Source organism: Bacillus sp. 0102A (genome assembly GCF_036765155.1).
Classification (GTDB): domain Bacteria; phylum Bacillota; class Bacilli; order Bacillales; family Bacillaceae; genus Bacillus; species Bacillus subtilis_G.
The window spans coordinates 257,589-273,038 of sequence record NZ_JBAIZW010000003.1 but is presented as its reverse complement, the minus strand read 5'-3'; the positions used below and the strand labels follow the sequence as shown (position 1 = coordinate 273,038).

10 protein-coding genes and 2 pseudogenes are annotated in these 15,450 nt (G+C 36.0%); 4 read left to right on the top strand and 8 right to left on the bottom strand.

Annotated features, from left to right (window positions below):
* Window positions 1–80: 80 nt before the first annotated feature.
* Entirely contained in the window at window positions 81–1,571 is a 1,491-nt protein-coding gene (locus tag V6D41_RS09580; RefSeq protein ID WP_333518038.1) for an N-acetylmuramoyl-L-alanine amidase, read from the bottom strand.
* Between the two features lie 290 nt (window positions 1,572–1,861).
* Window positions 1,862–2,170 carry a hypothetical protein gene (locus tag V6D41_RS09575; protein WP_333518169.1) on the bottom strand — a complete coding sequence of 103 codons (309 nt, stop codon included), beginning with the start codon at window positions 2,168–2,170 and terminating at the stop codon, window positions 1,862–1,864.
* 192 nt (window positions 2,171–2,362) lie between these two features.
* Here V6D41_RS09575 and tagU point away from each other — a divergent pair, with 192 nt between their 5' ends.
* Window positions 2,363–3,283 (top strand): polyisoprenyl-teichoic acid--peptidoglycan teichoic acid transferase TagU, encoded by a 921-nt coding sequence (tagU, locus tag V6D41_RS09570; RefSeq protein WP_148962612.1) that lies wholly within the window; start codon window positions 2,363–2,365, stop codon window positions 3,281–3,283.
* Between the two features lie 39 nt (window positions 3,284–3,322).
* On the opposite strand, the pseudogene wecB reads toward tagU, so the two are convergent.
* Window positions 3,323–4,442: pseudogene (wecB, locus tag V6D41_RS09565) on the bottom strand (non-hydrolyzing UDP-N-acetylglucosamine 2-epimerase).
* 243 nt (window positions 4,443–4,685) lie between these two features.
* Here wecB and galU point away from each other — a divergent pair.
* Window positions 4,686–5,564, top strand: coding sequence for a UTP--glucose-1-phosphate uridylyltransferase GalU (gene galU / locus V6D41_RS09560; RefSeq protein WP_148962611.1), 879 nt, complete (start codon window positions 4,686–4,688; stop codon window positions 5,562–5,564).
* Between the two features lie 38 nt (window positions 5,565–5,602).
* Here the strand turns inward: galU and tagH are convergent, their stop codons facing one another.
* From tagH to tagD, 5 genes and pseudogenes are all read right to left on the bottom strand, one after another.
* Window positions 5,603–7,186 (bottom strand): teichoic acids export ABC transporter ATP-binding subunit TagH, encoded by a 1,584-nt coding sequence (tagH, locus tag V6D41_RS09555; protein WP_333518037.1) that lies wholly within the window; start codon window positions 7,184–7,186, stop codon window positions 5,603–5,605.
* A 19-nt stretch (window positions 7,187–7,205) separates the two neighbouring features.
* Window positions 7,206–8,033 (bottom strand): teichoic acids export ABC transporter permease subunit TagG, encoded by an 828-nt coding sequence (gene tagG / locus V6D41_RS09550; protein WP_148962609.1) that lies wholly within the window; start codon window positions 8,031–8,033, stop codon window positions 7,206–7,208.
* A 167-nt stretch (window positions 8,034–8,200) separates the two neighbouring features.
* Window positions 8,201–10,436: pseudogene (locus tag V6D41_RS09545) on the bottom strand (CDP-glycerol glycerophosphotransferase family protein); the annotation flags it as partial.
* 18 nt (window positions 10,437–10,454) lie between these two features.
* Entirely contained in the window at window positions 10,455–12,476 is a 2,022-nt protein-coding gene (locus V6D41_RS09540) for an alpha-glucosyltransferase N-terminal domain-containing protein (protein WP_333518036.1), read from the bottom strand.
* 158 nt (window positions 12,477–12,634) lie between these two features.
* Window positions 12,635–13,024, bottom strand: a complete 390-nt coding sequence (tagD, locus tag V6D41_RS09535) for a glycerol-3-phosphate cytidylyltransferase (protein ID WP_003227921.1) — start codon at window positions 13,022–13,024, stop codon at window positions 12,635–12,637.
* Window positions 13,025–13,419: 395 nt separating this feature from the next.
* Here tagD and V6D41_RS09530 point away from each other — a divergent pair, with 395 nt between their 5' ends.
* Both V6D41_RS09530 and V6D41_RS09525 read left to right on the top strand, forming a co-directional pair.
* The gene (locus V6D41_RS09530; RefSeq protein ID WP_289348416.1) at window positions 13,420–14,190 is read left to right on the top strand and encodes a WecB/TagA/CpsF family glycosyltransferase; all 771 of its coding nucleotides are present in this window, start codon (window positions 13,420–13,422) and stop codon (window positions 14,188–14,190) included.
* 33 nt (window positions 14,191–14,223) lie between these two features.
* The gene (locus V6D41_RS09525) at window positions 14,224–15,369 is read left to right on the top strand and encodes a CDP-glycerol glycerophosphotransferase family protein (RefSeq protein WP_333518035.1); all 1,146 of its coding nucleotides are present in this window, start codon (window positions 14,224–14,226) and stop codon (window positions 15,367–15,369) included.
* The last annotated feature ends 81 nt before the right edge of the window (window positions 15,370–15,450 follow it).

The window sequence follows — 15,450 nt, the reverse complement described above, 5'->3', positions numbered from 1 at the left end:
ATTTTATATACAAGGACTATTTGTTTTAATCATATGATATGAAAAAGAGACAAATCTAGGATTAGATTTGTCTCTTTCGCTTATCTGTAATAAGATACAGTACCTTCGTAAATAGCTTGTGCAGCTTTATCTTTATAAATCGCTTTTTTCAATTTACTTGCATCCGATGCATTTGTGATAAAAGCAGTCTCAACTAAAACACTTGGCATTTTAGAATATTTAATGACATAAAAACCAGCTTGTTTCACTCCACGGTTTCTTGTTCCAAGATAAGTTGCAAGTTTAGGCTGAATTTCACCTGCCAGATGTTTACTTTCTGTTGATTGATATGTTGTATCGTAATACGTCTCACTTCCGTTAGGTGATGAACTTTCATTAGCATTCCCATGTATGCTGATAAATAAATCTGCTTGTACAGAAGCCGCCTTACTCACTCTCTCCTGTAAAGAATAAAAAGTATCATTCGATCTCGACATTACTGTAAGAGCTCCCGAAGCTTTTAGCTTTGTATTCACTCTTTTCGCTATATCAAGGTTAACCTCTTTCTCAAGAAGCCCATTGTCGACAGCGCCTGAATCTTGATCACCATGGCCTGGATCAATAAAAATCGTTTCACCTACAACAGGGTTCTTTAATTGATTAGCAACTTTTGTACTTATAGCAGGAGTGCTACCGATAACGGAAAAGTTAGACATGTTTTTACTGCCAATGACTTTCCGAGCTCCTGTAGACAAATTTTTACCATTTGTAAGGATAATAGCTTTTTTCTTCTTAGCTGCCAAAGTCGCTCCCGCAATGGAGTCAGGATAACTAAATCCATTGCTCACATATACATTACTAGTTGATAAATTAAGTTTTTGGACAACGTTTGCAGCTAGCTCATATCTGTTTGAACCGCTTATTCTTGCGGGAAAAGGCAGTTTATTATATACCCTACTACTTATACTTCCAGTACCGCCTATAACAACAGTACTTTTAATCTTCTTATCTTTTATCACAGACGTTGTCGCACTATTTATTGATGTTTTATTTGTAAAAAGAATCGGATAGCCGTTTTTTGCTGCATAAGGGATTACTGCCGGAGCATCTGCATAAAAGAAACCATTTACAATAACAGCTTTAGAAGTTGCATTCATCGCCCTTGCCACTCTTGCTGCCGTATCATAACGATTGCTTCCCGCAATACGTTTAACACTTATCCCTAAACTTTTAATCTGATTGGCAGTGTGAGAAGATACAGCGGGTGTTCCGCCTACAATAATTACACTTTTAGTCTGCATCTCTTTCAATCTTTTTTTCGTTTCATATGAAAGTTTATTAGTATTTGTGTAGAGCAATGGCGCATTCTTCTGATAAGCAAGAGGTGCTGCTGAAATCGCATCTGCATAGGAACTTCCACCGACAATTACAGCTGTACTTGCTTTTGAGTACATTTGCTTTGATATTTGGACAGCAGTGCCGTATCTATTGCTTCCTCCAACTCTTTTCACCGAGTTATCGGCCAGAGCCGTTGGTACAAAAAGAACGAGTCCCAAGAAACACATTATTAGGACTTTTATATAAGAACGCAATTGGTTTCCTCCTTAAATGGTTAAATACCTAAAATCAATAACTTATAAGATTTGTACCGTAATTTTGAAATTATTATATAAAGCTCTAACTTTTGTTTTTCATTATAGTAACCGTTTCTTTTTTACTGCTACTGAAAAGAATACAGTTTAAAAAGAATCGTTATATTTTTTTACTTAACTGATATCATGATATTTGAATTCAACGGAAGGTTCTTGAAACGACAGTCTATCTTAAAATTTATAATTTTCTCCGAAGGAAGTGATCATCCTACAATGTTTAGATATCTTCTCTAGTTAACACGTTTAATGTCTTTTAATAAAAGCTGACCTTCATTATTTTTTTCATATGAAATTCTGACTTTATCTCCGTTGTTAAAATGATCAATATCACTTGTTGGTGCTTCTGTGATATCAAGACTAACCGCCTCATTATCTACAGTTACTTCTATTGTGTGAGTGTCTGCTAAACCTACATAAATACCTTCTTTTGTTTCAATGTTACTGTCTGTCGATATATCTTCACCTTGACCCTTTTGACTATTAACCCCGCAACCCGAAAGAAGCACTATAAAGAACAGTAGAGCAATCAATTTTTTCATTTTTTTCATTTTTTTCACCTCATTATATATATCGACAATATATTTTATACTTTTGAGAAAAATTAAAAAAACAGTGAAACTTTTTTTTATAAAAAACGACTATTTTAGGATTTCACTCTTATATTAAATAGAGTTGTATTTAATGATATTTTAACTCATAATGAAAATAATTTAACAGACGAGGTGCAAAGGATGAGAAATAAACGAAGAAAAAAGAAAAAAACCTTATTGTTGACAATTATAACAATAATCGGACTGCTTGTGCTCGGAACAGGCGGCTATGCCTACTACTTATGGCATAAAGCTGCTTCAACTGTGGCAAGTATTCATGAAAGTATTGATAAATCTAAAAAAAGGGATAAAGAGGTCAACATCAATAAAAAAGATCCGTTTTCCGTCTTAATTATGGGCGTTGATGAACGCGACGGAGATGTAGGCCGTGCCGATACACTCATTTATATGACCGTTAACCCAAAAACGAATACAACTGACATGGTCAGCATTCCGCGAGACACATATACAAAAATTATCGGAAAAGGCACAATGGATAAAATCAACCATTCATACGCATACGGCGGTACGCAGATGACAGTTGATACGGTTGAAAACTTCCTCGATGTTCCGGTTGATTATTTCATAAAAGTGAACATGGAAAGCTTTAGAGACGTTGTTGACACACTTGGCGGCATAACAGTTAACAGCACATTCGCGTTCAGCTATGACGGTTATTCATTCGGAAAAGGTGAAATCACGCTGAACGGCAAAGAGGCGCTCGCCTATAGCCGGATGAGAAAAGAAGATCCAAGAGGCGATTTTGGCCGTCAGGACCGCCAGCGCCAAGTCATCCAAGGAATCATTAATAAAGGCGCGAATATTTCTTCCATTACGAAATTTGGAGATATGTTCAAAGTGGTTGAAGATAATGTGAAAACAAACTTGACCTTTGATGACATGTGGGATATCCAGTCCGACTACAAGGGCGCGCGTAAAAAAATTGAGCAGCACGAACTGAAAGGTCAAGGCACAAAAATCAACGGAATCTACTACTACCAAGCTGATGAAAGTGCCCTTTCCGATATCACAAAAGAGCTAAAGGAAAATCTGGATAATTAAAACAAAAAGAAGCTTCGCACAGTGTGCAAAGCTTCTTTTTTATTTGCCTATAAATGAATCCGGCTGCTCTTTCCGGTATCCGTAATGAAACAGCAATTCTTCCACAATCCGGCGGGAAGCCTCTCCATCGCCATACGGATTAGAAGCGTAGGACATTTTCTTGTACTCATCATCATCAGTTAACAGCTGTTTTGCCAGCTGATAAATGTTTTCTTCATCCGTCCCTGCAAGTTTCAGCGTTCCTGCTTCCACTCCTTCAGGGCGTTCCGTCGTATCGCGCAGCACAAGCACCGGTTTCCCGAGAGAAGGTGCTTCCTCCTGAACGCCGCCCGAATCTGTCAAAATGAAATGTGATTTTGCCGCAAAGTTATGGAAATCAATGACTTCTAAAGGGTCAATCAGATGTACTCTGTCAGAATCGCCAAAATGCTTCTGAGCCGCTTCCCGGACAACAGGATTCAGGTGCACAGGGTAAACGACTTGTACATCGTTAAATTCCTCAACAATTCTGCGGATAGCCTTGAACATGTTTTCCATTGGCTCGCCCAGATTTTCCCGGCGGTGCGCGGTCAGCAGAATCATTTTATCCTCGCCCGCCTGACTAAGGACAGGATGTGAATAGCCGTCCCTCACCGTTGTGCGGAGTGCGTCGATCGCTGTATTGCCCGTTACAAAAATCGCGTCTGCTTTTTTATTTTCTTTTAATAAATTCTCTTTCGCCCGGCCTGTCGGCGCAAAATGCAAATTAGCAATCGCCCCTGTCATCTGGCGGATGAGCTCTTCCGGAAACGGGGAATACTTATTCCCTGTACGAGCCCTGCTTCCACATGGCCGACAGCAATTTGATGATAAAAAGCGGCAAGGCTTCCGGCAAAGGTCGTTGTCGTATCACCATGGACAAGCACAATATCAGGCTTGATGTCTTTGAACAGTTCATCCAATTTCACAAGCGCGTTGGACGTAATCTCTGCCAGTGTCTGCCGCTCCTTCATGATGTTCAAATCGAAATCAGGCTTGATGTGAAACGCATCTAAAACCTGATCGAACATCTGTCTGTAGGAGTCTATTTCAGGATATTTTCTCAATTCAAGTACAAGCGGTGCCATCTTTATCGCTTCAGGCTGGTCCCGAAGACGGTCATGACTTTTAGTTTTTTCATATTTGTCACCTGATTTTCACTGTAGTAAATAAACTCTTACTACTTATTCTACATGAAAATGTAGTATTTTAAATCATTTCATTTTGATCCAAGTAAAATTATATATGTTTTTAATACTAAGGATAAACCTTGTTTAAAAATGGTTTATCCTATATCATAAAAATGTGTAAACACATAGTTATTAGGGTAAATAGAGAAGAGTTTAACCATAAATTATTTCGATCATAAGGAAGGTGCCTTTAAATGAAAAAAGTACGTAAAGCCATAATCCCTGCCGCAGGTCTCGGAACGAGATTCTTGCCGGCTACGAAAGCAATGCCGAAAGAAATGCTTCCTATCGTTGATAAGCCTACCATTCAATACATAATTGAAGAAGCTGTTGAAGCTGGTATTGAGGATATTATTATCGTAACAGGGAAAAGCAAGCGAGCGATTGAGGATCATTTTGATTACTCTCCTGAGCTTGAAAGAAACTTAGAAGAAAAAGGAAAGATTGAACTCCTTGAAAAAGTAAAAAAAGCTACTAATCTGGCTGATATCCACTATATCCGCCAAAAAGAGCCTAAAGGACTCGGACACGCTGTATGGTGCGCGCGCAACTTTATCGGCGATGAGCCGTTTGCGGTCCTGCTCGGAGACGATATTGTTCAGGCAGAAACACCAGGATTGCGTCAGTTAATGGATGAATACGATAAGACACTTTCTTCTATTATCGGTGTTCAGCAGGTGCCTGAAGAAGAAACACACCGCTACGGCATTATCGACCCGCTGACAAGCGAAGGCCGCCGTTATCAGGTGAAAAACTTCGTTGAGAAGCCGCCTAAAGGCACAGCACCTTCTAACCTTGCCATCTTAGGCCGTTACGTATTCACACCTGAGATTTTCATGTACTTAGAAGAGCAGCAAGTTGGTGCCGGCGGAGAAATCCAGCTGACAGACGCCATTCAAAAACTGAATGAAATTCAAAGAGTGTTTGCTTACGATTTTGAAGGCAAGCGTTATGATGTTGGTGAAAAGCTTGGCTTTATCACAACAACTCTTGAGTTTGCGATGCAGGATAAAGAGCTTCGCGATCAACTCGTTCCATTTATGGAAGGTTTACTAAACAAAGAAGAAATCTAAGCAAAAAGGCTATTGGACATTCATCCAATAGCCTTTTTTTATTTCGACATCAGTGTCAGCGTACGCTCTTCGTTATCAACTGCAAAAACCTGGGCATCTGTATTCACAAGAAAACGATTTTTGCTGCTGTCATACAATACATCACTGTCGCTTAAAGATAGTGACGCCGGAGTAATAGGAGAAATGTTGTGAAAGATAAGCTCAGAGGCTCTATCATTCTCAAGCACGTAACTGATTTTTTCATAATCAAAATCCAGCGTTTTTCTGCCGTCAGCTGTATCTCCTTCAGTATACCCATTCAATTTCGATTGGATGCTGCTACTGCTGTCTCCCAGGAATTTCAGAAAGTATTCATAGGAAGAAGCTGCATTTTGCGGGACATAAGGTGTAAAGGCAGCAGCCCGCAACTCAGCGTGTTTCACGTTTGTTGTCACAGCGCTCTTTTTCACAAAATAAGACTGCCCGTCAAACTTGATTTTCGCTGCTTGTTTGCCTTTTGAAGCTACCGTTACCTCGGTACCGAATGGCAATGTGACGCCGGTCTTCTGCTTTAAATCCAAATCTTTATACACGGACGCTTTTTCATCTGCGATAAACCCTTGCTTATTGACTGCTGTTAAGCGTTCCTCTGTCTTGCCCTTTGCATCGCCATAATGGTTCTTCACTTCGTTTTGCGGAATAGCGCCAAACGAAGCAATAGTACGAAGCGGGGTGTTAAAGAACATGGTTCCCGCAATAAAGACTGTCAGGATAGACAAAATAGCAATTTGAACTGCATTAGCCAATGATTTCGGCTTTTTCTTCTTTTGGCGAAAACGGGCAAACGCTTCGGGATTTTCTTTTTTTCGCTCTTCTGTCTGCTCTTTTTTATATGTTTCTTTTTCTTTTTTCGAAAGTTTATTAAACCAGTCAATAAACGCTTTATACTCTTCTACAACCGTTTTTGTCTCATCAAACATACGAAGCTCGCCGTAGTGCATCCATGCGACACGGTCACACATCTTTTCAATCTGGCCGGTGGAGTGGCTGACAAAGAAAATGGTTTTTCCTTGTTTTTTAAACTCATTGATTCTGTCTACACACTTCTTATAAAACGTTTGATCCCCTACCGAGAGTGCTTCATCGATTATTAAAATGTCGGGGTCCATATGCACGGAAATCGCAAACCCGAGACGCGATTTCATACCGCTGGAATAGTTTTTAACCGGCTGATTAATAAAATCGCCAATCTCGGCAAATTCCACGATACTGTCATACATGTCATCGATCTCTTTATTGGTTAACCCCATCATCAAACACTTGAGCCGGACATTATCCCGGCCCGTTAATTGGTTATTTAAACCGGCTGCAATCGCAATTAGCGACGGCTGACCGTTCATTTCGATTTCACCGCTGGTCGGAGGAATAATTTTAGCCAGCAGATTGGACATGGTCGATTTTCCCGACCCGTTTATCCCTACAAAGCCGATTGTTTCTCCCTCATACACGTCAAAGGAGACATTCCGCACAGCAAAAAAACCATTATCCTTAGCTGGAAAAAACAATCCTTTAATCTTGTCCGATTGTTTTTGATACAAATGATACTGCTTTGAAACATTTCGAAACGAAACTTTTAGTTTCATCGTACAATCTCCTTACGTATTAAAGAAAGTCAACAAACTTGTCTCTGAATTTCATATGCAGGATAGAACCCACTGTCAGTAAAAGCAACGTGATTAACCAAAAATACAACGTGTATTTCATGTCTTGGTAAAACCATTGGCCGTCTAAAAAGCTGTTCCGGAAACCTTCAATAATGTAGAATAGCGGATTAAGCTTTAAAATAGGGACTAATTCGGGATGACTATGACCGAGTCTCTCATTAACATCCCAAAATATTGGTAGCAAGAAAAACAATAATCTAATTACGGCCTGCAACAAAAATTGATAATCCCTAATCAGTACACTGATCGTTGAATTAAACAAACTAAAAGAAAACATAAAAGCAATCATACAAATAAAGTAATAAATATATTGTAACCAATGTAAACTCGGAAAAATACCATTTACCAGTAGTGCAATAATGTAAATCAGCATCATGATAATAAAACTAAATAAATTAGACGCAATAGCCACTGATGGTAAAGAACTAATCGGAAAGTTCATTTTAGACACCATATTAATGCGCCTAAATACACTGTTTGAACCATCAAGTATGGTAGGACTGATAAAAAACCATGGGATTAATCCTGCCAGCATCCAAAGAATAAAGGGCACTTCGCCCACTCCAGTTGTAATGGGACCACCTTTTCTAATCCCTATGCCAAATACAAACCAGTACGCTAGCATTTGGATAAGCGGATTTAAAAACTGCCATAAGACTCCTAGATAATTCATTTGGTATTTAGATTTGGTTTCATAAGCCGCCAATCTTAAAATTAAAGGAAATGACGTTATTTGCTCTCTGAGTATTCGCAACAAATCATTCATTTTTTATCTTCCTTAGACTTAGTTGTTTTTTGGGGAATCTTTCTGTTTTAGATATTGAAAGCACCGCTGATTATTGTAACAGATCCTGCGTTTTTTTTCACTTCTCAACAAGTATCTAAAAAGCTGCCGAAGTATCGACAGCTATTCATGCTACAAAATAACGGAAATTATTTAGCTTTAAATACAGTAGCAACAACCTTTTCCGATGAACGTCCTGACTCTAAATAGCAGAATTTCTCATAAAAAGGATCAAAAGAAACTGGAAGCTTATAGTTTGGTGATGAGATTTTCTTTATAGCCTCAATCGTTTCTTCAGTTGTTTTTACTAATGGACCAGGAGCTTCTTTTTCAAAGTCAAAATAGAAACCACGCAACTTATCTCGGTAAGTTTCAATATCAGGTACAAAGAAAAGCATTGGACGTTTTAGATTTGCGTAATCAAAGAATACTGAAGAATAATCAGTAATTAACATATCAGAAAGCATATATAATTCTCGAATATCTTCATAAGCAGAAAAATCAAACGCAAATCCTTCAAACGGACCTAAATCAAAATTCTCAGCTACCAAATAGTGCATTCTCAAAATCACGATATATTCATTACCTAGCTCCTGTCTAAGCTGATGTAAATCTAAATCGAGATCGAACTTATAACGCCCTTTTGCATAGAATTGATCATCTCTCCATGTAGGAGCATATAGAATGACCTTTTTATCAATAGGGATATTTAATCTTCGCTTAATCAATAATATTGTTTCTTCATTGTTATCATTATGAAGAAAATCATTTCTAGGATATCCGGACTCGATCATTGTTTTGTTAAATTGAAACGCGCGTGCAAAGATTTCAGATGAATATCCATTTGGCGAAATCAAGTAATCCCAATTAGAAGCTTCCTTGATAAAATTCCTTTTGTATTTTTTTGTGTTTGTACCAGGCATATGAACTTCTTCCATATCCATTGCAAGTCTTTTTAACGGCGTGCCATGCCATGTTTGTAAATATGTTGTGTGTTTAGGTTTTGGAATCCATAATGGAAGCCTGCTGTTAACAACCCAGTACTCAGCTCTTGCCATAGCGAATAGCCATTTTATTGAGAGCCGACTAATATAAGGAATTCCCTTTTCATCAAATGGTGTTGAATATTGTTTATTTACACTCCAGTACATTTTATACTCAGGGTGGTTTTCCCTCATATACTCATAAATCGCTCTTGGATTACAGCTGTATTGTTTTCCGTTAAAACTTTCAAAAATGACTGTTTTACTTTTAACTGGCATTCTGCTAGCCATCATGAATAATGATTTGTATGTTTTCGTGATAACCTTGTTTCTCATTTTTGAGATTTTTTTAAATTTTGATAAAAATTGCTTTTTCTTTCCTTTAACAAAATATTTAATTCTTGTATGAAGACTATAGTCATTTACTCTAATACCTAGGGTCTGTTTTTTCTTTCTCTTAAAGACTTCATAACGAACCGGTGCCTTATTAGATTTTATAACACTTACTAAGCCTTTTAATTTGTTTTTTCGATCTCCTAGAACAAGAGCGGTGCTGTTAAACTGAATATCTGTTCTGTCTTTGTCTGTACATATATATTCCATGAAAAGACGGTAAACATAACGTTTTTCATTTGAGAAAGGAATTTCTTCCAGAGGCACTTTCACTTCAAACTCATACAATTCCGGGACAAATCCGTCTGTCCTCATGTTTTCAAGCCCAAGTGTTTTTCTATTAAGCTGGACTGGAAACTTTTCTTCAATAGGTGTTTCTCCGGCCTTTTTTAAAATAAGATTCAAGTCTTTTATCCGGTATTGATTTTCGGAACTTAGGTAACCCGCATAGCCTGTTATGCTTATTTCTTCAGAATTAATTCCAATTTGATTAAACCTTATGATTTTGGCCTCTCTTTTCACTTTAATAGAAAAATTGCCTTTATCAGTTTTGTATGGTAAAATTAAAAGTTCTGTAGTTTGATCAACATGAAAGGCGCGCTCCATTGAATCCACTTCAGAAGAAAGACGCATCAATAGTGGTTCATGCCCCGCAGCTTCATATTTTTTTCGGAATTCAATATAAAAATCATATGTTTGTCCCATTTCAAGAGTCATAGGAAAAACATGAATGTTCACATCAGCTTTATACTCAAATGATCCAGTGTTTTGAAGCGAAAATTCAGACTCTGTTCCTGAACGTCTCTCTTTCAGCTTTAAAAATAGCTGATGATCCTCTAAAAATTGTTGTTCTGAATCAATTGAGATCAACATTTCAAGATTTCCCAAATTGTTTTTCAAGCTCTTCAAAATACAATTAATCACAGTGTTTTCAATCATTGCTTTATTCTGCTCCTCTGTATAAAAGCTCTTTCCTTTTTTGCTTCCTTTTATTAGTGTCAACTACTAAGACATTCCCAGCAAAATATTAACTCTCTTTTATTTCCGTGACCCTCCAAGAGAAATTCCCTTTAACTGTTGTATAAGGCTCTACTCTATATCCATTATCAGTAACTATATTGCATTCTGACAACTTTGTTTCTTCACTCGAAAGTCTGCGCATTGTTTTAATATGGCCATTTGCATTGAAAAGAATATAAAAATCAATGACTTGAGTTTTATTAGCTGCTATCTTTTCAATATTTACATCTTTTTTCAGATCAATTACAAAGAACTGATCATTTTGTAAGTTTGTTGAAAAAATTTCAGCCTTATTCTTTCTGTCCAAGCCCACTAAGCTTACTTCAATACAATCCGCATGATCAAAATTCTCAATGTCAATTTCTATTTTGCTTTTATCAGAATTCTCGTTATAAGAACTAATAGATGGATCTTTTTTCCCAATCTTTTTAGAGAGCTTCTCTCTCTCTACCCGCACCTCAATCATCTGATTAAGAGCAAAAGCCCAATTTTCAATATAGTTGGGTTTTGAATATTTTTCAGCCATTTTAAAGGCTTGTTCTGAAAATTTCCGGTGAGTACTTTCATCTTTCATTAAAGAGATAATGGCTTGTCCCAATTTCTCTATATTATATTGTTCAATGACATATCCGTTTACTCCATCAGTCACTAAACTCCTTGCTCCGTAATCATAATCATACGTTACAACTGGACACCCGTTGCTCAGCGCCTCCATATTTGAAAGACCGAAGCCTTCAAAGTGAGAAGTTGAAATGGTTAGCCAAGCTTTTTGAAACTCTGAGTCAGGATTATCTGTATAACCTTTCAGAAAGACATTTTTTTGCAGTTTGGTATCTTCAATCTCTTTTTTTATTTTTTCAAAATCTTCGCCTGATCCGAATATATCAAGTTTTGCTTCAGGAATTTCTTTTACGACAAGACTAAAAGCCTTTACTGCATGTATCAAATTCTTCATAGATGCAAGTCTTGAAATAATTACAGCTTTGTATTTTTCACTCGGCACATTCAATACATCGGGATTAAGCGGTTTATCAATTGTATGCGGAGTAAAGAAAAACGTCTCTTGTTCCCCTGAAATTAATTTAAAATCTTCTATTTGTTCCTCAGTTATAAAAAAGACAGCATCCAAATTATACATCTGACTAAAAACTTCTTTATAACGTCCCTTAATTTGATATTTATTGTTACCGTAATGTTTATTATGAATGATTGCTCCATAATACGAAGAAGGGGATTTTTTCACTTTAAAAACATGTTTGTCTTGCGGTCTGCTGTCTACTAAGAACAACTTAGGTTTATCATTTTCGTTTTGCAGATGTTCTATCCAATATTGACGCAGTTCAGATTCATCTTTTACTTTTATCTCACCCTCAAGGGAGTACCAAATAGTATGAGATAATTGAACATCTTTTTCTTCATTGTTCCATACATAGAGTTTGTCTAAATATACTTGATTTTTTTCATTAATATATTCCTGCAGATACATCTTATTTAACTGCACATCATAATGAGTAACAAGAACTAAATTTCCGTTCTTCGTATATTCCTCTCTCTTTGTATGTTGATTTTTATCGTTCCAATAGTCGACATAACGGATAGTCTCCTTATCTCCATAGTAAACTACAGAAATTTCATTTTTCTTCTTACCAAACAATCTTGTCACAATTTTTGCAAATTTCCCCATTCCAGCTTGCTTTTTTACCTGATCAAAGCCTATCCATTCGTCGTATGATCTTTTGCCATTTGTTCTTTCACTTAAAAAATCCTCAAATAGATTAATAACACTTGTGAATTTTTTATCAATCTTACCATTGCTGTATAATTCGTCAATCTTCGAGGACAACTCTAGATCAAAACGAAACGTTAAAAAAAATGTATTCTGGTTACACTCTTCCCCAAATAATTTAGAACGCAATAGTAATGATTTTGTCAGACCGCCATAATTACTTGGCAGACCACCAGAGATAAAATAATAATTCATATCAGGAATTTGTTTTATATTAGATTCACTCACAGCATGTAAAGACAATATCTTACTTCCTTTCGGCATTTAGAATATATGATCATTGAATCTAAATCCACCCGGATACATTAGCCACAAAAACCAATGTAAGCATCAAAAAGTACTTCTTATTTCAATAAGAAGTACTTTTATTAGATAATAAACATTGATATCAGGATCCTAAATTATAAACCAGCGATTTCCTCTTTGATCTTTGTTGTAGAGATGCCTTCAGTTCTCGGAAGGTAAACAACCTCACACTGATCTTTGAGAAAGTCAAATTTACCTTCCCAGTCATCCCCCATAACAAAAACATCAATATTATGATCAATAATATCTTGTTTTTTTTGTTCCCAATTTTTCTCAGGGATTACTTCATCCACATATCGAATAGTTTCTAAAATTAATTTACGGTGTTCATAACTGTGATAAGCCTTTTTTTGCTTTTGTAAATTGAATTCATCCGTTGAAATAGCAACAACTAAATAATCGCCAAGCTGTTTTGCACGCTCAAGCAATTTAATGTGACCCCAATGCAATAAATCAAAAGTTCCGTATGTGATGACTTTTTTCATTTAAGAAACGCTCCTTCCTAATGTTAAACACTATTAAAAACACTACTGTCGTTAGCGATTGAATTCTCAAAACCCTGCAATTGTATTCCTTATATCGACATATTTCTCGTATGTCTTCACTGATCATCAATTATAGCATACCGCCTAAAAAAGGTTAAGTACTCACGCGGAGAAAAACATTCCAAAATATGTAATGACATTCAAACTCCATTAGCATCAAGGATTGTTATTCATTCGTTCATTCAATTGTAAAATTGGAAACATATTTAAATTTAATGTAAAGAGAATGTTAATCCTTTGTTGATGATTTATGTTAAAATATAAGCTAGGCTGATTTTAAGTTTAAATCTTTTAATCTATATAAATATAATCTTCTCAGGAAGGAGGAGCCAGACATGCAAACAGAGACAATTCATCATATTCCTTATGTTAACAGCAACTTAACATCATTCATCAATTACCTAGAGAAAGATTATATTGATCAGAAGATGGGTGCTGTTATTTCCACCGTAAACCCTGAAATTGCTTATGCAGCAATTAAAGATCCAGACTACTTTGGTGTACTCTCTTCTTCAGACTTCATTTTGCCTGATGGTATCGGTGTAGTCATGATGTCACGTTTGACTAACAACAGGCTTCAGTCTCGAATCGCAGGTTACGATGTTTTTAAAGAACTTCTCGGTTTAGCTGACAAAAAGAAAAAACGTATATTTCTGTACGGAGCAAAGAAAGATGTTTTAAAAGGTGTTGTATCCAAAATCTCTTCTGAATACCCAAACATTCAAATCGCAGGTTATTCAGACGGTTATGTTCATGATCGCACTATAGTCGCAAAACAAATTGCAAAAGCAAATCCAGATATGGTATTCGTAGCTTTAGGGTATCCTCATCAAGAGAAATTCATTCATAACTATAGACACTTGTTCCCTAAAGCTGTATCTATAGGTTTGGGAGGAAGCTTCGATGTATTTAGCGGCAATGTCAAACGGGCCCCTTCCTGGATGATACGTTTAAATTTAGAATGGTTTTATCGTTTGATTTTGAATCCATGGCGATGGAAGAGAATGCTTAGCATACCACAGTATGCTCTAGCAGTTTTAAAAGAAGAAAAAAGCAAAAAAACCTTTTATCCAAAGCATGAAAAAGATCATACAAAACATATATAAATCGGAAATTTTTATATAAATGGATTGATGAAAATGAAAATAAGATCACTTTTGGCGAATTGCTATATGTACTTTTTATCGGTAATCGCCTTTTTTCTCCAATGGGTGAAACCTAAAAACAATGTAACCCTCCTTATCTCATTTGAAGCAAACGCAAGAGCAATTTTGGAGGAATATGAACAAGGTCAATACTCATATAACCTTAACATCCTATATACTCAGCAGGCATCCTCTATCGCCGAGAGATTCCCTAATGTAAAATCATATTTATTACTGGAGAAAAAACCCACTCACCTCATTAAAGCTATATACCTGATGTTTAACAGCAAAATAGTCATAACAGATAATTATTTTCTATTGACAAGTGTGTTAAATAATCGAGAGCAAACCAAATGTATACAAGTATGGCATGCAAATGGATCACTTAAAAAATTTGGTTTAGAAGACATTACAAACATGCAACGGACTAAAACTGATATTAAAAGATTCAAAAAAGTATACAGCTCGTTTGATTATTTAACTGTTGGCTCAGAAGAAATGGCAAATATCTTCAAAAAATCATTCGGAATTGAGAATCATCAACTATTAAAAATAGGTGTGCCTTTAACAGACCCTTATTACAGGGAATATAAAAAGGACATTTCAGAAACTCTAAAAGCACAAAACAAAAAAATAATTTTGTATGCACCAACGTTTAGAGATTATGATATGTACTCAATTCAATTGCCTTTTACAGAAAAACAATTAATTCATGAGTTAAAAGAAGAATATGTTTTATTTGTTAAACTCCATCCTGCAATTCAAAACAATATCACTAATAAATTTTCTAGTGATTATATTAAAGATGTTTCTAATTATGCCTTATATGATTTACTCATGGCTGCAGACATATTAGTCACTGACTATTCTTCTGTTCCATTTGAATTTTCTATTTTAAATAAACCCATTCTTTTCTATACTTATGATTTACCACTTTATCAAGAGAAACGTGGATTGATCGATAATTACCTTTCTATAATACCTGGGAGAGCCTGTTATGACAGTAAATCATTAATTAATGAAATAAAAAACTCATTTAATAATTGTAAGATAAAAACTTTTTCTAATAACTGGAATAAGTACTCCAAAGGGTATTCAAGTGAAAATTTGTTAAAATTCATAGAAAATTTAACAAGCTAAGTAGTAAATACACTTGTTCAAAAAGGAACAAGTGTTCTTTTTTACCTTGACAACCGAACATACGTTTGCTTTAATGTATTT